Consider the following 24,906-nt stretch of genomic DNA (forward strand, 5'->3'; position numbering starts at 1 on the left):
TTAATAAAATTTAAACGAGTGAAATTTGAATTGTTAAAAATATATCAGGATGTTTCCAGCGGGAAGCTTACGCAAAAAGAAGCGTTAGAAAAAATCAAAGTTGTAAAGCAGCAAAATGCAGAAGAAACCAGAAGTGTGCTGTTGGCAAAATCTGATTGGACACCAGTTGTATTGGATGTCTCTTCTAACGATGAAATAGAATATGAACAATATCATTTGATTTTATGTGAAATATCACATTTAAAAGAGAAGCATATTAATAGTTCACTTTCGCCAAGTAAGGTTTGGAATTTCCGGATAGACCAAGAACAACACATTTCCAAGAGATTTAGTGAGTATGCTCTTTCCTGTTTTGAATTGATTCAAAATATACTAATCAACAAACCAGAAGGAAAAGTACTGATCCAATTGGTTGTGCCTAATGAAGGAGAGCAAATAATTTTAGCGGGGCTTTCCGGGTTGTTGAAAACTGCTGCTTTGGAAAACCCATTAATAATTCCTCAACTTCTTCTTATTGATCCGAAAATTCAAGCAAATGACCTTGCATTACAACTGAAGGATAACCAATCCAATCCAGATGATCAATTGATAAAATATGAGCAAGGTATCCGATATGTTTTAAAGAGAGAGGAAATATATGCCACAGAAGTACATTCCAAAATAGCCTTTAAAGATCAGGGAGTTTATCTGATCACTGGTGGTATGGGAGGTTTAGGTCTTTTATTTACCAAAGAGATTCTTAAACAAACCACGCGATCCAGGATTATACTAACAGGACGCTCTGTATTGACTGCCGAAAAGAAAGTACTTTTAGAAGCACTTCCTTCTCGTGACAATAAAGTAGAATACTATCAACTAGAACTAGATAATGCAAAAGAAGTTAATAAAGTTATCTCCGGTATTGTTAAAGAAAAAGGAGGATTAAATGGTATTCTGCATTGTGCAGGTATGACTTCTGACAATTTTATAATAAAAAAGACTAGTGAAGAATTTATCAGGGTATTATCTCCCAAAGTAAGTGGGGCGTACAATTTAGATCAGTCCAGCAAGGATATAGATCTGGATTTTATCGTATTGTTTTCTTCGGTAGCTTCTCAATTGGGAAATGTTGGTCAGTCTGACTATGCAGCTGCGAATGGTTTTATGGATGAGTTTGCGATATATCGTAATCAAGAAGTTGCAAGGGGACATCGTATGGGGCATACCCTATCCATCAATTGGCCATTGTGGGAAGAAGGAGGAATGCAAATAAATAGAGAGAATCAAGAAGCATTACGTAAAAAATATGGAATGTATCCCATGCCTGCAACTACAGGAATAGATGCATTTTATAAAACTTTGGAGTTAGGTTATGGACAGGCTTTGGTAGTAGAAGGTAACTCAACCCAAATACGAAGAGCATTTCTTGAAAATCGTGAAGAGAAAGCAAAACCTGTGTTAGCATCATCACATAATGAACAACAAGCAGTTTCTACAGTAAATACTGAAAATCTTCAAGGAAAAACTGAAAAATATTTATGTGATCAATTTGCTATTTTATTAAAACTGGCTTCACATAAAATAGACTCTAACGCACCCCTGGAAAAATATGGTATTGACTCTATATTGGCAATGAGTTTGACAGATCAACTGGAAAAGACTTTTGGCTCTTTACCTAAGACGCTATTTTTTGAATATCAAACCATTCAGGAGTTAGCAGAATATTTTAGTAAATCACATACTTCACAGTTATCTAAACTTTTTATATCTGGAAAGAAAGTTCAGAAAAAAGAAATAGAAGAAACTTCTAAGAAAGAGACAGGAAGTATTAGTAAAATACAATTAAACCGTAGACGTAGAATTGTAACTCCAAAGGGAACAGATAAATTGATTCAATCTGATCCAATAGTGATTGTAGGTTTAAGTGGCCGTTATCCCGAGTCAGTAAATATCGCTTCATACTGGGAGAATTTACGAGAAGGTCGTGATTGTATTACAGAGGTTCCTAAAGATCGATGGGATTGGCGTGATTATTACAGTGATAACCGAACTAAGACGGGTCGTCATTACAGTAAATGGGGAGGTTTTATATCAGGAGTTGATGAATTTGATCCAAGGTTTTTTAATATATCGCCACGTGAAGCGACTTCGATAGATCCCCAGGAGCGTTTGTTTTTAGAACATGTTTGGATGGCAATAGAGGATGCCGGGTATACTCGTTCGAGTTTACAGATCCCGCATAAAGACGGACTACCCGGTCAGGTAGGGGTATATGTTGGGATGATGTACAGTGAGTATCAGTTGTTTGGAGCTGAAGCAAGTATGCAAGGCAATCCCACAGCAATATCAGGCAGTTATGCCAGTATTGCCAATCGGGTATCGTATTTTCTAAACTTACATGGTCCCAGTATGACCTTGGACACGATGTGTTCTTCTTCATTGACAGCGATCCATTTGGCGTGCCAGGATCTAAAGGAAGGACGTACAGATTTGGGTATTGCAGGAGGGGTTAATGTTAGCGTTCATCCTAATAAATACCTGATGCTAAGTACAGGTCAGTTTATTTCCAGTGACGGTCACTGCCAGAGTTTTGGAGAAGGTGGAGATGGCTACATTCCTGGAGAAGGAGTAGGGACTGTTATCTTAAAGCGACTTTCGGAAGCCAAAAGAGATGGCAACCATATTTATGGAGTAATCAAAGGTAGTTCCCTTAACCACGGAGGGAAAACCAATGGTTATAGTGTTCCCAATCCTAAGGCCCAGGCAAGTGCTATTCATCAGGCATTGGCAGCATCGGGTACAGATCCTCGACATATTAGTTATATCGAGGCTCATGGTACAGGTACTAAACTAGGGGATCCTATTGAGATATCGGCCCTTACCAAAGCATTTGAGGGAGATAATGATAGTATTAAGACGGGATATTGCCAGATTGGTTCTGCCAAGTCCAATATAGGACACTGCGAATCTGCCGCAGGTATTGCCGGTCTGACCAAGGTATTGCTACAGATGCGTTACCGCCAGATTGTTCCGTCGCTACATTCAAATCGTTTAAACCCTCATATAGATTTTGATAAAACTCCTTTTATAGTAAATCAAAAACTCCGCGACTGGGATGCTCCTGTACTAGATGGTAAGGAATTACCTCGAATAGCAGGTATTTCGTCGTTTGGAGCAGGAGGATCAAATGCTCATTTGATTATAGAAGAATATACAGATTCAGATGTATTTTCCTTCAATGGATCAGAATCAGATTTTATGATCCCTTTATCGGCCAAAAAGCCATTGCAATTAGAACAGAAGGTAAGAGATTTGCTGGATTTTATCCATTTTTCGATTGCATCAGGAGATTCTCTTGACCTGGGAGCTATGGCGTATACTTTTCAGGTAGGTCGGGAATCGATGGATGAACGTGTTGGTTTTATGGTTAGCTCTGTCGATGAGTTGACTCAAAAACTAGAATCTTACCTAAAAGATACAGATAATATAACAGGTATTTATCGCGGTCAGGTAAAACGTGACCGGGACTTGCTTTCGGGTTATACAACGGGAGGATTGGACATCGAACAAATGGTTCAACAATGGATAAAGGATAGAAATTATTCATTTGTGATAGAGGTATGGAGCAAAGGTCAGGATATTGACTGGCAGGAATTGTATCTAAATACTCATCCCAAACTGATTAGTCTACCTACCTATCCTTTTGCCAGAGAGCGATATTGGATAGATATAGTAGATACAAAAGCATCTGTACAAGGAAAAGTTACCTCAGTGCTTCACCCATTGCTGCATCGTAATATTTCTGATCTATCATATCAGATTTATAGTTCAACCTTTAGAGGGGACGAGTTTTATATCTCTGGTTCTCAGGACCGGGAACTTCCAGTATCGGTATATTTAGAAATGGCTCGGGCTGCGATAGCGGATTCCTTACCGAATAAGGAAAAATCTACTACCATTGAGTTTAGAGATATTGTTTGGATAGGCCCGTTATCCATCCAAGAGGATTTACGAGTAGATATCGCTTTGTTACCTCAAACCAAAGACATTATAAATTTTGAGATCTATGGCCAGGAAGGAGAAGAAGAATTGATCTATTGCCAGGGAAGTAGTATCGTATCTACTGAGTCATCTAAGGCTATTTTGGATATAGCTATGCTTAAGAAGCAAATAGGTAATGAAGGAATAAGAAGTGCTTATGGTCTTCCTTTATCAGAGGTTGTGAGTGTATATCACAATAGTACACAATTATTGATACAGTTAACTCTTCCAGAATCATTACCATCAAGTGAAGAAGCATATAGATTACACCCAATGATGCTAGAGAATGCACTTCAGTTGGGAAGTAGATTATTTTTTGGGGATGGCCAGTCTTTGACTCCTATGGGAATAGCTTCCTTAGAGGTAATTGATAGTTGTACCCGTGAGATGTTTGTTTGGCTTCGTCCTTCGAATCAAGCAGGTACCTTAGATATCGACTTGTGTAACAAACAAGGAGAAGTATGTGTTCAAGTTCGTGGAGTAGGCTATGAAGGAGAAGTTGAAATCCTGGAAGAAGCACCAGTTAGTGAGCACAAAGTATCCGAGGTATCATTACCTACTGAAGAAGTAATGATGCTACCAAAAGAACTCCCGATTCCTATACGAGTTTTACACACTACAGATGATACTATTATTTCTTCGGGTGAAGGTTTTGATAAAGTATCAGTTTCTAAACCTGCTAATATCTCACTCAAGTCACTTAATGCTATTAAGTCTGAAGATATACCTCCGAGAGTAACACCCAAAGCAAAGTTTACCCTTGACCATACTGCTGGGCATGCATTAGAAGCATCTAATGCTTCAAAGGCGATCTCTTCTATAAAATTATATGATAGGAGTCAGGGAGTTTACAGTCTTGATATTGATACAAAAACAGGCAATACACTTTCTAAAGAATTAATAGAAGAACTGGTGCATAGTCTTGATTATGTAAAAACCCTTCCGTTGTTAAAAGTATTGATAGTAAGAGGCACGGGTGAAACGTTCCTTCAAGGTGATCGGGAGGCTTATAATGAATCTATAACTCAAGGGCTTTACCAATCTATAGCATCTTTTCCTTATCCAATAATAGCAGAGATGCAGGGAGATGCCATGGGATCAGGTTTCTTACTGGGAGCTTTATGTGATTTTATGGTTTGTAGTGAGGAATCCCGATATAGTTATACAGATGTAACAGGTGGATTGTTTCCTGCTAGGAAAGAGGAATCTTTGTTTGGCGAACGTTTTGGAGATGTGCTTTCCAGAGATTTTTTATATCGTTTTGGAGTATCGACAGGGGCTACTTTAAAGAAAAGGGGTTGGAGTGTTCCGATTGTTGCTTCTAATAAAGTGAACCAATATACAGAGGATCTAGTCCGATCATTGAGTGAAAAGCCTGTAACTTCTCTTGGATTATTAAAGCAGCATCTTGGTCGTGATTTAGAGAAGCAAGTAGCAGGATTATTAAAGGTAAATACCTTTAAGATAGAAGATGAATTTACAGGATCTGATAATAGGATAACCACTCAATCCAAATATTTACAATTAGATGCTCCGGTATCTGGAGTGTTAAGTATTCGAATAGATACAGGAGATAAAAACTATAAACTAAAAACGCTTATTTCAGGATTAGAAGATATTCTAAAACAAGTAGGTGAGCTGGATTCTCATAAGATTCTTGTACTTAGCAGCACAGCTAAAGACTTTTTAAGTGTATCTAAATTGTCAAGCTCAGTAGAGGAAATCAAACAATTTCAAAATCTATTGATTAATGCTCCTGTTCCAGTGATAGCTGCTTTTGAAGGAAATGCTAGGGATATAGGTTGGCTGCTAGGTCAGTGTTGTGATGTTTGTATCTATCATACAGATGGGGTGTATTCAGCTTCGGGACTAGTTGGAGTTCCAGAATTAGGGAATTTATCACTTCCGTTTTTTGTTCGTGGGTTAGGAGATTATCTGGCTCAGGAGGTATTGCTTACCAGTAGGGAGTATAGTGGTTTAGAGCTACAACAGCAGATCGGTTCTGTACTGATTTCTGCAGACCCGATTACAGAGGCCTTAGATCAGGCTGGATATTGGTCATCGCTACCTATTGAAGTTATAAGAGATTGGAAAAAAGATCAGGGGGCAGCGACAAGATTAGTATTAGATAAGCTACCAACCTGGTTAGATAAAGAGAACAAAGATGCTGCAAAAAAGTTACCAGAGGTAGTAACAGCAATAGGGTTAACATCAGAAGTTATAAAGACTACTGTTCATCCAGAAGGAATAGTAGAGATAAAGATGCAAGACCGAGAGGCCAGGAATATGTTTTCAGATGCTTTTATAGAAGGAATGATAGAAGTCTTTGATCATATAGCAGCGTCTTCATTATACAAGGTGGTGATCTTAACGGGATATGATAGTTACTTTGCATCTGGTGGTACCAAAGAAAGTTTACTGGCAATCCAGAAAGGTAAGGCTAAATTTACAGATACGAAGATCTTTCAACTAGCTCTGGATTGCAATATTCCTGTAATTGCATCAATGCAGGGCCATGGTATTGGAGCAGGATGGTCTATGGGTATGTTTAGTGATTTCCCAATATTGAGTACAGAGAGTCATTATGTGAGTCCTTATATGAATTACGGATTTACTCCCGGGGCAGGCTCGACGTTGATTTTTCCTGAGCGTATAGGTTATGATCTTGCTCGTGGTACGTTGCTAACGGGAATAGAATATCCGGGTCAGGCATTAAAGAAAAAAGGAGTATCCTTACCGGTTGTTTCCCGTAAGGAGATTGGAGCGTTTGCATTTGCATTGGCCAGAGAATTAACACGTAATACACGCGGTAGTTTAATTGCTTTCAAACATCAGATGACCCGCGATATCAAAGATCATATAGAAGATATATGTGCACGAGAACTAACAATGCATGATGAGACTTTTGTAGGCCATTTAGATACTCTAGGCCTAATAGAAGATAACTTTAATACAACATCAAGTACAAAAAATCAACAACTCATTAAAGAGAAACCAGTTTTATCTTCAGTTGAAAACACACCACAAGGTAAGTACACTCTACCTATGGTTATTAATAAACTCAAGTTATTGTTGGCCGGGGAGTTACACCTGGAAGAAGACGAAATTGATGAGGATAGTCAGTTTGTAGATCTGGGATTAGATTCTATTGTAGGGGTTACTTTTATCCGTAAGATCAATGAGCTATATCATATTTCATTACAAGCTACTATCGTTTATAGTTATTCTACACTTTCAGCTTTGAGTACTTATGTATTGAAAGAAACTAGGCAACAGGAAAAAGAAGTTATTGTATCAATTGAGTCATCAGTTTCTACTATTACTTCAACCAAAACAGTACTTAGTAATGAAAAGCAACCAAACATACTATCAGATTTAAGACAATTATTAGCCAAGGAGTTACACCTGGAAGAAGAAGAGATTGATGAAGATAGCCAGTTTGTAGACCTGGGACTGGACTCCATTGTAGGCGTTACTTTTATCCGTAAGATTAATGAAATGTTCGGTATTTCATTACAGGCAACTATTGTTTATAGCTATGCTACATTATCCACATTAAGCGAGCATATACAACAAGAATTAGGAATTCAAATAGAGGAAGTGAGTAGTCCAACTGTTGATTTTCTACAGAAAGAAAAAAGAAGACAGGTAAAACAGGTCGTAAGAAAAGAACTTCGCTCGTGGCGAAAAGATACTTCATTGCATAATACTTTATTAAGAACAGATAAAGGTGTTTCAGGAGCTATAGCTATTATCGGTATGTCTGGTCAGTTTCCCAAGGCAGAAAATGTTGATGTATTCTGGCAGAATATAGCTGGAGGCAAGGATTGCATCAGTGAGATACCTGAGGGACGCTGGGATATTGATAAATACTATGAAGATGGGGATGCTGTCCCGGGAAAGACCTATAGCAAATGGATGGGAGCACTGGACGGGTATGATCTATTTGACCCTATGTTTTTTAATATCTCACCAGTAGAAGCCGAGAGTATGGATCCGCAACAGCGGTTGTTTTTACAATCTTGTTGGCATACTATAGAGCATTCAGGTTACAATCCACATGCATTTTCAGGTAGTAAATGCGGGGTATATGTCGGATGTGCTTATGGTGATTATCAAATGTTATCAAGAGAAGATCAATTAAGTGCTCAAGGTTTTACGGGAGGTTCTACTTCAATTCTGGCAGCTCGTATTTCTTACTTTTTAAATTTACAAGGTCCTTGTATATCAATGGATACAGCTTGTTCTTCTTCATTAGTAGCTATTGCCAATGCATGTGATGCTTTGGTGTCGGGTAGTATTGATGCTGCTTTGGCTGGAGGAGTTTATGTAATGGCTGGTCCGGATATGCATATTAAAGCAGCGCAATCCGGTATGCTTTCTCCAGATGGTAAATGCCATACTTTTGATCAGCAGGCCAATGGTTTTGTACCTGGCGAAGGAGTTGGAGCGGTTATGCTCAAAAGAGTAGAGGATGCCGAAAAAGATGGAGATAATATCCTCGGAGTGATCAGGGGTTGGGGTGTTAATCAGGATGGAAAGACCAATGGTATTACAGCTCCTAACACAGAATCACAGACCTTATTAGAGCAACAGGTATATGATCAGTTTCAAATAGACCCAAATAATATCCAGTTGATAGAGACTCATGGTACTGGTACCAAGTTAGGAGACCCTATCGAGATAGAAGGACTGCATAAGGCCTTTAAAAAATATACCCAGGAAAAAGAATATTGTGCCTTGGGTTCAATAAAGAGTAATATAGGACACTGTTTAACCGCAGCCGGAGTAGCAGGGGTTATTAAGGTACTACAATCCTTAAAACATCAGCAGTTACCACCCACTATAAATTTTGAACAGCTAAACGAACATATCAATCTGGATGATAGTCCGTTTTATGTAAACACTAAACTTAGAGACTGGAAGGTTGAAGAAGGTCAACAACGGCAAGCGGCGATCAGTTCTTTTGGATTTAGTGGCACTAATGCACATTTGGTATTAGAAGAATATGTTCCTGAGCCTAGGATAGCAGATCAAAAACCGGTTCAGGTTGTTAGACAAGATGAAGCACTTATGATCCCGTTATCAGCCCGATCAGAAGAACAGCTACAACAAAAGGCATCTGATCTGTTAAGTTTTGTTAAAGAAAAGAAAGGATCTCTGAGTTTGTTAGAAATGTCATTTACCCTTCAGGTAGGCAGGGAAGCTATGGAAGAACGTCTTGGATTTATGATAAGTGAGGTGAATCAACTGATAGAAAAACTTCAGGATTACATCCAGGGTAAGGAGAATATCAATGGTGTATATCGAGGGCAGGTAAAACGAAATAGAGAAGGTCTACGTATCATCAGCAATGATGACGATATGAAAGAAACCATTGTAGATAACTACATAGATCAAAGGAAATTATCGAAATTACTGGATTTATGGGTTAAAGGTCTGGATTTGGATTGGAACAAGCTTTACGGTGATCATAAACCTAATCGTATCAACTTACCATTGTATCCATTTGCCAGAGAACGATACTGGGTTGATAGTGTTGAAGAAAAGAATATTTATGCAAATGGAATCACAGTATCATCCATTTTACATCCATTATTACACACAAACACTTCAGATTTTAGTAAGCAGAGTTATAGCGCTACATTTAGTGGAGAAGAATTTTTTCTAAAAGACCACCGGGTTTTTAACCAGAAAGTCCTTCCAGGAGTGGCATATCTCGAAATGGCCCGCACTGCTATTGAAAAATCTATGCCTTCACCTATAAAATCTGCCATTTTGGAGTTGAACAATATCATTTGGATTCAACCTTTTGCTATAATAGATCAGAAGAAACAAATAAATATAGCCCTGTTTTTAGATGATTCGAATTCTGAACAGTACCCACAAATAGATTACGAAATCTATAGTCATAATAAGGAAGAAGACATCATACATCTTCAAGGGAAAGCGATCTTTAGTGATCAAACAATTCCAGAAAAAATTGATATTGATCAACTTAGAGATCAAATGACAGTTGGAAAGCTAGCGCAAAACAATATTTATAACGCTTTTGCCCAAATGGGACTTCATTACGGACTCGCACATCAAGGGATACAAGTAATCTACCAAGGAGAAAGGCAAGTGCTGGCCAACTTAAACTTGCCAGAAACAGTTAAAAATGAACAAAATAATTATCTATTACATCCTAGTTTAATGGATAGTGCTCTGCAGGCCACTATTGGCTTATTCCAGAATCTGAACCAAATTCCAGAAGAACCATTGCTCCCTTTTGCACTAGGGTCTTTATGTATAATCTCTGCTTGTACCCCAGAAATGGTAGTCTGGGCACGGTATGCTAAGGGTAGTAAATCTGGGGATAAACTTATTAAAGTAGATCTTGATCTATGTGATCAGGAAGGAAATATATGTGTACAAATTAGAGAGATGGCTTTTCGTGTTATGAAAAACGAGAAAGAGCCAATGAATACAACAACTGGTGATTTATTGAGCAGAACTGTTAATGGGACATCAACTTTTAATGATGCCTATTATCAAAGCCTTATCCAAAGTGTATTAAAAAAAGAGCTTTCTGATGAAGAGGCTGTGGAATTAGTTTAACACTGAATTTTCGAGAAAAATTTGAAAGAAAAGATGAAGGAAAACCTAAAAAAAATATTCCAAGATATTTCCAAAGGAAAACTTACACAAACTGAAGCATTAGAAAAAATTAAAACTATAAAGTTACAAGAACAAGGTAAAGTTATAGGAACAATGCTCTATACTCCGGTTTGGAGAAAAAATATGCCAGTATCTGAAAGTGAAATACAATATACTGAACATCATATCATTTTATGCGAAGTACCTAAGTTAAAGGAGAATGAAATAAAAAGGCTACTCCCAGGTTGCCATTTTATAAGTTTATCCTCAGGAGAAGATCAAAGTATTGCCGATCGATATGAGAGTCATGCTATGTCCTGTTTTGACTATCTCCAACAGATACTTTCAAATAAACCTTATGGCAACATACTGATTCAAATAGTCGTAGGTAATGATATAGAACAGGTTGTTTTTATGGGGCTTTCGGGCTTGTTACAAACAGCTACTCTTGAGAATCCAGTACTGAAAGGGCAAATCATACGTACTCATTTTGATATAGGGGCAAAAGAACTTTCTTTACAGCTTCAGGAAAATGTATCGAGTTTTGAGGATCATCAGATTAAATATGATCAGAATATCCGTTATGTTTTGAAAAGAGAAGAAATACAAGCGAGTGATGTAAATCCTAAAATAGCATTCAAAGACCGTGGCGTATATCTTATTACCGGAGGGATGGGAGGTTTAGGGATTTTATTCACCAAAGAAATCCTAAAACAAACCACTCATTCCAGAGTTATTGTAACTGGTCGTTCTGCATTAACAACAGAGAGAAAAGTAATCCTTGAAGCATTACCAGTACGTAACAATACAGTTGAATATCGACAATTGGATTTAAGTAATTTAGAACAGGTAAACCAACTTATAATTACTATATCCAAAGAGTATAAACAATTAAATGGTATTCTCCATTGTGCTGGTATGACCTCTGATAATTTCATTGTTAAAAAGACAAGAGATGAATTTGGTGGCGTACTCATTCCAAAAGTAACAGGTACTTTCAACCTGGATCAGGCTAGTAAGGATATTGACTTAGACTTTTTGGTATTGTTTTCTTCTGTAGCATCACAAATAGGTAATGTAGGTCAGGCAGATTATGCAGCAGCTAATGGATTCATGGATCAATTTGCTGTGTATCGAAATCAGTTGGTTCAAAAAGACCAACGACAGGGACAGACCTTATCTATCAACTGGCCACTATGGCAAGACGGCGGTATGCAAATAGATCAGGCAAGTCAAGAGATATTAAAACAAACCATGCAAATACAACCGATGGAAACCATCGTAGGAATGCATGCATTTTATTGTAGTCTGGAGTTAAACCAAGATCAGGCCCTGGTAATAAAGGGTGATTTATTTCAATTACATGACAATAAAAAAATAGATCAAGAGATTATAAATTCTCCAATGATTACCAACAAGGGGCATAGTGATCTTTTTGAAAAAACTGAAGATTATTTGTGTAAAGAATTCTCTTTACTGTTAAAGTTGACTTCTCGTAAGATTGACCCTCAGGAGCCATTAGAAAAATATGGTATCGACTCCATACTGGCAATGAAATTTACAAGTCTGTTAGAGGAAACCTTTGGTGCTTTACCAAAAACATTATTTTTTGAATACCAGACTATTAGAGAGCTTACAGAATACTTTTTGAAATCTTATCAGCATCAACTAACGGCACTTTTTAATACGACATCAGGTAATAATATTAGTATTGAAGAATCCGCCGATATTAAATCTGGAACCGATGAACGAAAAGAACATAAACTGATTTCTGGTAAACGTTTTAATCGTCCTCGTCCTTTTATTGATTTAACCAATTCTATACATTCAGCTTCTGTAGACCCTATAGCCATTGTGGGGTTAAGTGGCCGTTATCCTAATTCGGTTGATATAGCTGGATATTGGGATAATCTTAAAGAAGGTAGGGATTGTATTACAGAAATTCCTAAAAACCGCTGGGACTGGCGAGCGTATTATAGTGAGGACCGTAGCAAAAGCGGTTATCATTATAGTAAATGGGGTGGTTTTATAGAAGGAGTAGATGAATTTGACCCAAGATTTTTCAATATTTCTCCCAGAGAGGCCGCATCAATAGATCCCCAGGAGCGTTTATTTTTACAACATAGTTGGAAGGCAATTGAAGATGCAGGATATACTCGTTCTAGTCTACAGATACCTCGTAAAGAAGGACTGGCAGGTCAGGTGGGAGTTTATGCAGGTGTGATGTACGGAGAATATAATCTATCCGGAAGCTTGGCCAGTATTGCTAACCGTGTTTCTTATTTTTTAAACCTTCATGGTCCTAGTATGACGTTGGATACGATGTGTTCTTCTTCACTAACTTCAATTCATTTGGCCTGTCAGGATTTAAAAGAAGGCCGTACAGATTTAGGGATAGCAGGTGGAGTTAATGTAAGCATTCACCCGAATAAATATCAGATGCTTAGTTCTGGTCAGTTTATCTCGAGTGCAGGTCATTGCCAGAGTTTTGGAGAAGGCGGGGATGGTTATATTCCTGGTGAAGGAGTTGGAGTTGTAGTTTTAAAAAGATTATCAGAGGCCAAAAGAGATGGGAATCATATCTATGGAGTAATCAAGGGGAGTTCACTTAACCACGGGGGTAAGACCAATGGCTATAGTGTTCCTAATCCTAAAGCTCAGGCGAGTGCTATTACAGAGGCACTTAAAATATCAGATACTGATCCTCGTCATATTAGTTATATAGAAGCTCATGGTACGGGTACAAAGCTTGGGGACCCTATTGAGATAGCCGCATTATCTAAGGCATTTGAAGGAAATCAAACTGAAAAAGATAAAGGCTATTGTTTATTAGGATCAGCCAAGTCAAATATTGGGCATTGTGAATCAGCAGCAGGTATTGCAGGTTTGACCAAAATAGTATTACAAATGGCGCATGGTAAAATAGTTCCATCGTTACATTCTAAGCGTTTAAATCCTCATATTGATTTTGATAATACTCCTTTTATAGTCAATCAGGAGTTAAGGGATTGGGATCCTCCTGTAGTAAATGGTAAAGAATTACCTCGTATCGCAGGTATTTCCTCATTTGGAGCAGGAGGTTCTAATGCTCATATTATTCTAGAGGAATACATTAATGTAGATCGTCCTGTTTTAAATACTGATCAAGTTATTGATGTAGGAATTGTTTTATCGGCACGTACCTCTGATCAATTGAGACAAAAGACAGTTGACCTCTTGGGTTACCTTGGTATGCCTGATCAGGAGTGTACAGATATTGACTTAACTTCGATGTCTTATACCTTACAAGTAGGTCGGGAGGCAATGGATAAGCGTCTTGGCCTGGTGGTGAGTTCGATAGTTGAGTTGAAAGAAAAACTAGAATCCTATCTTGATGATACGAAAGAAATAGAAGAAATATATCAGGGTGAGGTCAAACGAGATGGAGATTTTTCTGGGTTAGCTACTGATACAGTGATTCAAGAGTGGATATCAGATAAAAAGATAGCTAAACTATTAGATGTTTGGGTAAAAGGTTATGCTGTGGATTGGCACCAATTGTATGGTGATGTACTTCCTGGATTGATGAGTCTTCCGACATATCCTTTTGCCAGAGAACGTTATTGGACAGCTGTTAGTGATACTGCATCACAGGTAGAAAATAATACAGCAGTCTCGGTATTGCATCCTTTAGTGCATAGTAACATTTCAGATCTTAAGAATCATAAATATAGCTCAACTTTTAGTGGTGATGCATTTTTTATTTCGAGTTTATCTAATGGTCATAAGGAAATTTCGGTAACTGTTTATTTAGAAATGGCTCGTGCAGCAATTGCAGAAGCATTACCCAAAGAAAAGGCTCCATATTTCTTGGAGTTTAGCAACACAGTTTGGTCAGGCCCTTTAATTTTTAGAGATGATATAGAAGTGCATATCGCCTTATTTAAGCAAACAGAAGAAGGCGTTTGTTTTGAGGTGTATAGTGGTATTGAAGAGAAAGAAGTAATTTATTGTCAGGGAGAGGCTATAGTACATGATGAGCTTCCTTTAACAACATTGGATATCAAGGCTCTTAGAGCCAAAATGGAGAGAAGTGTATTGTCTTCTTCGCATCAGAACATAACCTCCATTTTTCAGGGAGATAAGCAATTACTGGCAGAGTTAAATTTACCAGAAGAGTTACTTTCAGAAGAAGAAGTTTATGTTTTACACCCTGCTATTCTTAAGGAAGTATTACAATCTGGTTTATTGTTATTTTCTGGTACAGCTTTAGAACCTACAGGTATAGATTCTTTACAAATCAAGAGTAGTTGTACAGCTAATATGTGGGTATGGGTTCGTTATAGTTCAGGTAGAGCAGATGCTTTAGATATCGATTTATGTGATCAAGAAGGTAAGGTATGTGTACAACTATATGGGGTTGGTTACCAGGAAGTAGTTCACGATTTTATAGAAGAGACTTTTAATCAACAGGAAGTAGTAAAACCATCGTTAAATTTAGAGGAAATTCAGAGATCGCCACAGCAACTATCAATACCGATTTCTTCAAAGATAGTATTAGAAAATTCAGAAGTAGAAAAGTTTATAGAGAATACATTAGAAAAACCAACTCAAATTTTATTAGTTACTCCAGGTACTTCTGGTATAGAAGAAGTGGAAGATTCTGTGTTGGATAAAACAACTACTACTCTTTCTGATATAACACCTTATGATAGTCAAAGGGGAGAGCTTTCCAATGCTTCATTAATCAAGTTATTTGATCACGATAAAGGGTTGTATTCACTAGTTATATCTGCACCTGATAAAAATACGCTTTCTTCAGGTTTAATTTCAGAATTGGTAGAAGCATTAGCATATGTAAAGGAGATCTCTTCTTTAAAAGTGTTGTTATTGCGTGGTGGTAATGTGTTCTTACAAGGAGACAGAACATCTTATAATGAATCAGTAAGATCGGGATTATATCAAGCTATAGCATCTTTTCCTTTTCCGATAATTGCCGAGATGAAAGGATCTGCTATTGGAGCTGGATTTCTGATAGGTGGGTTGTGTGATTTTATGATGTGTAGTGAAGAGAGTAAGTATTCTTTTACAAATTATAAAGAAGGATTTTTTCCTGGTGTAGAAGAAGAGTTATGGTTTAAAGAACGATTTGGAAATGCTTTTGCTTATAACTTTCTATACCAATCCGAAGGATTAACAGGAAAGGGGTTACAAAAACAAGGATGTAGTTGTCCCATTCTTGCATTGGATCAAGTAAGTTCCTTTACAGAGAGTTTTGCATTAGATCTTTGTGAGAAATCAAGGGATGCTCTGCAACTATTAAAGCAACATTTGGGGCGTAAGCTGTTTACATTGACAGAGCAACTGGTTGTAGTACCTACAATACAGGTAGAGAGCACAGTAACTATAAAACCACGACTTACCTTTGATTCAAAGTATTTGAAGTTAGAAGCCGATACAGATCATGTATTAACAATTACATTACATACAGGAGGGAAGAACTGCTCACTAGAAAATATCATTTCAGGGTTAAAAACTATTTTTACTCAACTAGATAAAGACAATTACTATAAAGTGATTGTTCTAACCAGTGATATTGCTGATTTTGTTTCAGTGTCTGATTTGGCGGGTTCGCAGGAAGTCGTTTTAGAATTTCAGGATTTGATTCTGGAATCCCCCCTTCCCATAGTTGTTGTAATAAATTCTAATGCTAAAGATATCGGCTGGTTGATCAGTTCGTCTTGTGATGTTTGTATTTACCATGCACAAGGCGAGTATTCTGTATCAGGTCTTATAGAAGTTCCTGAGCTGGCAATGCGATCAGCTATGTTATTTAGTCATCGATTAGGATGTACTATGAGTAAAGAATTACTGTTGGCAGGTAAGACCTATACCGGTACTGAGTTACAAGATCAGGCAGGTTCATTGATTGTAACAGATGATGTTTTTTCAGAAGCATTAAATCAGGCATCAAGGTGGGTGAAGTTACCTTTGGAAACTGTACGGACATGGAAAAAGGCACAAACTTCATTACTGAAGAAAACGATAGAGGAGTTACCGGTTTGGTTAGAAGAACAAACAAAAACTTCAGAGTTATTACCGAAAACTATAACGGACATTACTCTTAGCACAAAAGTTATAAAAGCAAAGAGTTATCCAAAAGGTATTATTGAGGTTACGATGGAAGATCGGGAGGCAAAGAATATGTTTTCAGACGCTTTTATAGCAGGAATGATAGAGGTGTTTATGCATATTGAAGAACACCCTTCTTATAAGGTGGTGGTATTAACGGGTTATGACAATTATTTTGCATCAGGAGGTACCAAGGATAGTTTATTGGCGATCCAGGAAGGGAAAGCTAAGTTTACAGATACCAAGATTTTTGAATTGGCTCTAGACTGTAAGATTCCGGTGATCTCGGCGATGCAGGGTCATGGCATTGGAGCAGGTTGGTCTATGGGTATGTTTTCAGATTTTGTTTTGTTTAGTGAAGAGAGTCGTTACGTAAGCCCATATATGAAATATGGATTTACTCCTGGAGCAGGAGCTACTTTGATCTTTCCAGATAAAATAGGATATGACCTTTCTCGGGAGACCTTATTGAGAGGAGTTGAATATTCTGGAAAAGCATTACAAGATAAAAGAATGTCTTTTCCCGTTTTTCCTAGAAAGAAGACCCATTCAGCAGCACTTGTACTAGCTCGACAAATAACAAGGTATTCTCGCAAAAGTTTAGTTGGGATCAAAGATCAATTGACAGCGCATCTTAAAAAACGGTTAGAAACAACGTATAGTCATGAACTAGCGATGCATGAAACAACATTTGTAGGGAGACAAGATACTTTACAACAGATTGAGAGTCATTTCTATCAAGATAGTACAATTTCGAAAGAAGCCATCAATGCTACAGAGAAATCACCTGCTGTAAATATTGAAGATACCGTTTTACGTATAGATGAATTACCAGATATTATATCAGATCTCAAAAAACTGCTGGCAAAGGAATTACATTTATCAGAGGATGAGATTGATGAGAATAGCCAGTTTGTAGATTTGGGGCTGGATTCTATCGTAGGGGTAACCTTTATACGTACCATTAACGAAAAATATGATCTTTCTTTACAAGCTACTATTGTGTATAGTTATGCTACGCTGGCAGCATTGGGAACCCATATTAAGGAAGTGTCAGAAAAACAGGGTATATCTGTAAGTAGATCGGTGACATCAACAATCACAGATATACCCAAAAAAGAACCAGAGGCAAATACTCAAAGTATATTTCCTAATATTCTTTTAGACTTAAAGAAACTACTGGCCAAGGAGCTACATTTATCAGAAGATGAGATTGATGATAACAGTCAGTTTGTAGATTTAGGATTGGATTCGATTGTAGGAGTAACTTTTATACATACTATTAATGAAAAATACGGGCTTTCACTACAAGCTACCATTGTCTATAGTTATTCAACTCTGAGTGCTCTTAGTGATCATATTCAGGATAAAATAAAACAGAAGGGAGTACTTATAACAGACGCTACTGTTTCTGCTGATATCCCAGAAAAGGTTTTTCAAAGTACTATTCCAAAAGCAGTTAAAGGTAGGCGTCTTACATCTTTACGCAAAGGTTTACAAGAAAATGCTAATCAATTCACAAAATCATCCTCTCGATCACAATCTATTGCAGTTATAGGTATGGCGGGTCAGTTTCCAGAGGCAGGTGATGTAGAATCATTTTGGCAGAATATTGCTCAGGGAAAAAATTGTATTCGTGAGATTCCTAAGAAGCGTTGGGATATTGAAAAGTATTATCAAGCAGGAGAAACTGTTGAAGGCAAGACGTATAGCAAATGGATGGGAGCTTTAGAAGACTATGACCTTTTTGATCCAATGTTTTTTAATATCTCTCCTATTGAGGCAGAAAGTATGGATCCGCAACAGCGATTATTTTTAGAGACCTGTTGGCATACGATAGAACATGCAGGATACAATCCACATGTATTTTCGGGTAGTAAATGTGGGGTATATGTAGGATGCGCAGCCGGAGATTATCTTCAGCAATCAAAAAAACATCAATTAAGCGCTCAGGGATTTACTGGTGCTGCCGGTTCTATTTTGGCATCTCGAATTTCCTACTTTCTAAATTTACAAGGGCCTTGTGTCTCTATAGATACTGCTTGTTCCTCTTCATTAGTAGCTATTGCTAATGCGTGTGATGCTTTAGTATCTGGTAGTATTGATTCTGCTCTTGCAGGAGGCGTCTATATAATGGCGACACCTTCTATGCATATTATGAGTTCACAATCAGGGATGCTTTCTCCAGATGGTAGATGCCATACTTTTGATCAGCGAGCCAATGGTTTTGTCCCAGGCGAAGGAGTTGGAGTGGTGATGCTAAAAAGGTTAGAAGATGCAGAAAAAGACAACGACACTATTTTGGGAGTGGTACAGGGATGGGGTATTAATCAGGATGGAAAGACTAATGGGATTACAGCTCCTAATACAGAATCCCAAATACAATTAGAACAACAGGTGTATGATCAATTTGATGTAGACCCGAATAACATTCAGTTGATCGAGACGCATGGTACAGCTACCAAACTGGGAGACCCTATTGAGGTAGAAGGATTGCGTAGGTCTTTTCAAAAATATACCGAAGAAAGAGCATATTGCGCACTAGGATCAGTAAAAAGCAATATTGGTCACTGTTTAACAGCTGCCGGAGTAGCTGGTTTTATTAAAGTGCTACAAGCTATGAAGCACAAACAATTGCCACCTACTATAAATTTTGAACAACTAAACGAACATATTAATCTTGAGGGTAGTCCTTTTTATGTAAATACAGAATTAAGAGATTGGGAGGTTAGAGAATCACAACAACGTCAGGCCGCGATCAGTTCTTTTGGATTTAGTGGCACCAATGCGCATTTGGTGATGGGCGAATACGTTTCTCAGAACCAGGAAGTGGTTAAACGACCTGTTCAGGTGATTACACAAAACTCGGATTTTATAGTTCCTTTATCAGCCAAATCTGAAGAACAGTTAAAACAAAAGGCTTCAGATTTACTGAAGTTTATTAAAGAGGAGAAGGGAGAGTTAGATTTGGTCGATATGGCGTATACTTTACAGGTAGGTAGAGAAGCGATGGAGGAACGCCTTGGTTTTATGGTGAGGGATATCGATCAACTTACAGAAAAACTTCGAGCTTATAGTGAGGGAGAGGATTCTATTCGTGGTGTCTATTTGGGACAGGTGAAGCGCAATAAAGAAGGTTTACAAATTATCAGTAATGATGATGAGATGAAAGAAACCATTGTAGATAACTATATAAGTCAAAAGAAACTATCGAAATTACTGGATTTATGGGTTAAAGGTCTGGAGTTGGATTGGAACAAACTCTACGGAGATCATAAACCTAAGCGTATCAACTTGCCATTGTATCCATTTGCGAGAGAGCGGTATTGGATTGAAAAAACGGTTGATAGTTATAAAAAAGAGAATAAAAAAGCTCTAGAAGTACTTCATCCATTAGTACATAAGAATACTTCAGACCTTCGTCAGCAAAGCTATAACACCATATTTGATGGTGAAGAATTTTTTATCAAAGAAAATAAGATTCAAGGCAATAAAGCCTTACCAGGATTAGCTTGTTTAGAAATGGCTCGAGCTGCTATGATATTGGCAAATGCTGCCCAGGATGAATCTGCAGTAATTGAATTACACCATGTTTTCTTTACAAAACCAATTGTGGTTGAAGAAACAAAGGAAGTTAGAATAGCATTATTTGCAGGCGAGGAAGAAGGTCATGTGGGCGAGCAAATAAGTGTTGAAATTTATAGTACTGAAGAAGAACAAGAAATATATTTTCAGGGACAAGTTACGTATAGTCATCTAAAAGAACCTGCAACACTTGATATTTTGCAACTCAAAGATGAAATGAAAAAGATTGCTCTGAAACCTAAAGACATATACACAGATCTATCGAAAAGAGGACATGTGTACGGATCTACTCTTCGGGGAATCTCATGTATTTATCAAGGAGATAATCAATTATTAGCAGAAGTAAGCATACCACTTCTAGAAGAAAATGATCAAAAAGAATTTGTACTCTATCCTTCGATCATGGAAGGAGTGATGCAGGCATGTATCGGTTTAGTTACTGATATCGAATCCCTAAGTCAACCATTATTCCCAACCTCGTTAAACGCTATACGTATACTATCTTCCTGTACGAAGGAAATGAATATCTGGGTACGTATTAAAGATATAAAGACGACTAATCACATACTAGATATTGACCTTATCGACCAGCAAGGTAATATTTGTATAGAAATGAGAGGGCTATCCTTGCAGAGTCTTGGTGAAAAAACCAATGCTTCCGAAAATGTAGAAAAAGCGATTGAAGTATATCAAGACAAGTTTGATGATACTGTCTTACAGCGAGAAGAAGTATCTCAAGAATTATTTTTTAAGGAATATTGGCAAGATCAACCTCTTACTTTCGATACTTCATTACCTGATAGCAAACAGCTTATAATTTTTGCAGATAAAGAGTTTAAAGAGAGTATTATAAATAGCGATAATACTGGTCAGTTTACAAAAGCAATTTTTGTATTTCAAGAACAGAAATACGAAAAAGTATCTGAAAACTTTTATCACTGCCGCTCCAATAATGTATCAGATATTCAAAAAGTACTTAAAGGTGTAAATGATAAAAGTAATAAGTCTATTGGACTAATATATACTTGGGCAAAAAATAATAAAGAAAAAGGTATTCATGCATTGTTTAATGTATTTAACGCTATTAAAAGATTTGACAATCCTGTTGATATTACGCTAGTAGGTAATTATAACCCTTCATCTGTAGAAACATGTTGGGATTATTCCTGGATAGGCTTTGAGCGTTCCTTAAAATTAGTATTACCTAATTCAAAGATATCATTACTTTATACAGATTCATCTGGATGTACGCCTCAGCAATTATTAGATGCCGTACAACATCCCGGAGTAATTTGGTATAAAGACCAGCAAAGGTTTGAATTGTCGTATAGACCATTTGATCTTAGTGATACTACAAAAACACCAGTACTTAGAAAAAATGGCAGTTATTTAATTACCGGAGGTATTGGGAAATTAGGGTTTGAGTTGGCGCGTTATTTAGCTAAGGAGTATCAGGCAAAACTGTTACTACTTGGTAGAAGGCCATTAGTCTCTGAAATTCAGGAAAAGATTGATCAATTAAAACAGGAAGGAGCTAAAGAAGTTTACTATTATTCTGTTGATATTAGTAATAGAAAAGCAATAACGTCCTGGGCAAAAAATCTTCCTTTTAATCTATCAGGGATTATTCATACAGCGGGAGTTGAAGGTTCTGAGGTTTTCTATGAAAAAACAACAAAAAGCATCAATGAGGTACTTCAACCTAAATCTAAGGGAATAATGGTATTAGATGAAATACTAAATGAACAACCTTTGGATTTTGTGTGTTATTTTTCATCATCAGCAGCTATGTTGGGTGATTTTGGATCTTGTGATTATGCAATAGCAAATCGTTTTCTAATGGCTTATGCTTATTATCGTGAGCAGAAAAACCAAAATAATGGAAAATCCGTCGTTATTAATTGGCCTTTTTGGAAAGATGGTGGTATGGGCAAAGGCGATTTTGAGCAAGCTGCATTTTATCTTAAAAGCAGTGGCCAAGATGTACTCGAAACATCAGAAGGAATAACAATATGGAATGACATTATCCAATCTAATCAAACGCAAACACTAGTACTTAAAGGTAAACCTAACCGTGTTGAACAATTCTTAGATCGTACCTACGCAGCTGAGCCACTTGATCAATTACCATCAAATATTCAAAACCAACATGCTCACATGGGTAAAGGGTGGAAGGTGCAATATCAAGACCTTTTACTACAAGAATGCGTTTATGCTGATCTTATCAAGCTTGTCTCTACAAATTTGAAAATACCTTCAGAAAAACTGGACGGAGTGACTAATCTAGCAGATTATGGTTTTGATTCTATTAGTTTAACAACATTTGCCAAAGAACTAAGAACACATTTTTTTATTACAATAACTCCTGCAGTATTTTATAATTATTCGACTATTAAGAAGTTAAGCGATTACTTCGTTCAGGATTATCGTAATCACTTAGAAGAATTTTATAACAAACCGCAGAGTAAAATAATTGAAAGACAACAGGTAGACGCGAAAAAACCAGTATTAAAGAAAACTGCAATCCAAAAACGCTTCTTACAAACTAAGCCCAAAAATACTTCATACTTTTCGAACTTAGCCCAGGAACCTATTGCCATTATAGGTATGTCGGGACGCTTCCCAGGAGCCGATACAGCAGATCAATTATGGGAAATGTTAGAAAAGGGAGAGAGTGGTATTAGCGAGATTCCTTTGTCACGTTGGGATTGGCGTGATTATTTCTCAAGGTCTGGAGGTTCAGATAATAAAATCAGCACTAATAAAGGAGGTTTTATTAACAATGTAGATGAATTTGATCCTTTGTTTTTTGAAATAACACCCAGAGAAGCAGAAGCCATGGATCCCGGTCAAAGGATGCTTTTAATTGAAGCATACAAAGCGATTGAAGATGCTCAAATTGATCCTTCATCACTACGAGGAACCCCGGTTGGTGTTTTTGCAGGAATGGAAGAAAGTCAATATAACTCACTTATTTCTGATGAACAAGGAGTTGGTAATAGTGGCAATGCCATGATATCTTCCAGACTGTCATACTACCTCGACTTACAAGGGCCTACAATTGCGACCAATACAGCCTGTTCTTCAGGATTGGTAGCCATGCATCAGGCAATCATGAGTTTACGAAACAGAGAATGTGAATCAGCCTTAGTTGCCGGTATCTCTTCTTTGATTTTATCGCCAGAATTCTACGTTAAGATGAGTCAGGCAGGAATGCTTTCACAAGATGGTCAATGCTATAGCTTTGCTAAAAAAGCCAATGGTATTGGTGCTAGTGAAGCAATCGTAGTGCTTATGCTAAAACCACTATCAGCAGCCATTGAAGCAGGTAACCCTATTTACGGAACCATTAAAGCCAGCGGTATCAACTTTGACGGGAAAACTAATGGAGTTACCGCGCCTAGTGGTAAAAGCCAGGAAGCACTAATCAAAAATGTTTATACCAATTATAGTATCAACCCTCAGGACATTTCGCATATTATTGCACATGGTACCGGAACAAAATTGGGTGACCCTATTGAACTAAATGCTTTAAATGATGCCTTTAAAAAACTTATTGAGAAGCAACCAGATTCAAAACAAACGACTAATTGTGCTATAACCAGTTGTAAAAGTAACCTGGGGCATACAATGGCCGCTTCAGGATTGGTAAGTGTGGTTAGTCTGTTAAAAGGACTACAGCATAACAAAATACCTGCTACTATTAACTGTGAGGAAGAAAATGATTATATAAGCTGGGAGAACAGCCCGTTTTATATTAATAAGATCACCACGGAATGGAAAAAAGAACAAGATAAACCTCGCATGGGAGGTATAAGTTCCTTCGGACGCAGTGGTACTAATGCTCATGTAGTCATTGAAGAATATACAAGACCAATAACTCCTCAATTTTCTTCTGTTGTGCACCCCAGAGAAGATGCACAAATCATGATTGTTCTATCAGCTAAAACAGAGGAACAATTACTACAAAAAGTTAGTGATCTGCTAACTTTAATAAAAAATCCGGATCAAACTATTGACCTGCTTTCCATAGCTTATTCCTTACAGGTAACCCGGGAAGTTATGGAGATACGTTTAGGATGTATTGTAAACTCTGTTGAGGAGTTGGTAGATAAACTACAGGCATATCTTAATTCAGAAAAAAATATTGAAAGCTTTTACAGAGGAGAAGCAAAACACTATGATACCTCGATATCCATATTTAATTCAGATACCGATTTACAGGAAACTATTGATAAATGGATAGCGAATAAAAAACTTTTGAAAGTACTAGAATTATGGGTTAAAGGTCTTGAGTTGGATTGGAACAAACTCTATGGAGAAGTTAAGCCTAAATGCATCGGCCTACCCAAATACCCATTTGCCAAAGAGCGATATTGGATCAAAAAAACGACATCAAAGCATGTAATAGAAAATACACCTGTAGCGATTAATAAGAACTATGAAATTATAGAAAATCTTGTTGATCAGATTGAAAATGAATCCATTACAACAGATCAAGCTATTGGCTTACTAAAGAAATATAGCACATATTAATAAATACTTAAGATA

General features: G+C 37.2%; 2 protein-coding genes. Both read left to right on the top strand.

Going from position 1 to position 24,906, the window contains the following annotated elements:
• Window positions 1–18: 18 nt before the first annotated feature.
• Entirely contained in the window at window positions 19–10,620 is a 10,602-nt protein-coding gene (locus tag NNH57_RS19590; protein WP_254504224.1) for an SDR family NAD(P)-dependent oxidoreductase, read from the top strand.
• A gap of 33 nt (window positions 10,621–10,653) precedes the next feature.
• Window positions 10,654–24,891 (top strand): SDR family NAD(P)-dependent oxidoreductase, encoded by a 14,238-nt coding sequence (locus NNH57_RS19595; RefSeq protein ID WP_108807996.1) that lies wholly within the window; start codon window positions 10,654–10,656, stop codon window positions 24,889–24,891.
• Window positions 24,892–24,906: the final 15 nt, after the last annotated feature.

The organism is Aquimarina spinulae, assembly GCF_943373825.1.
GTDB lineage: Bacteria > Bacteroidota > Bacteroidia > Flavobacteriales > Flavobacteriaceae > Aquimarina > Aquimarina spinulae.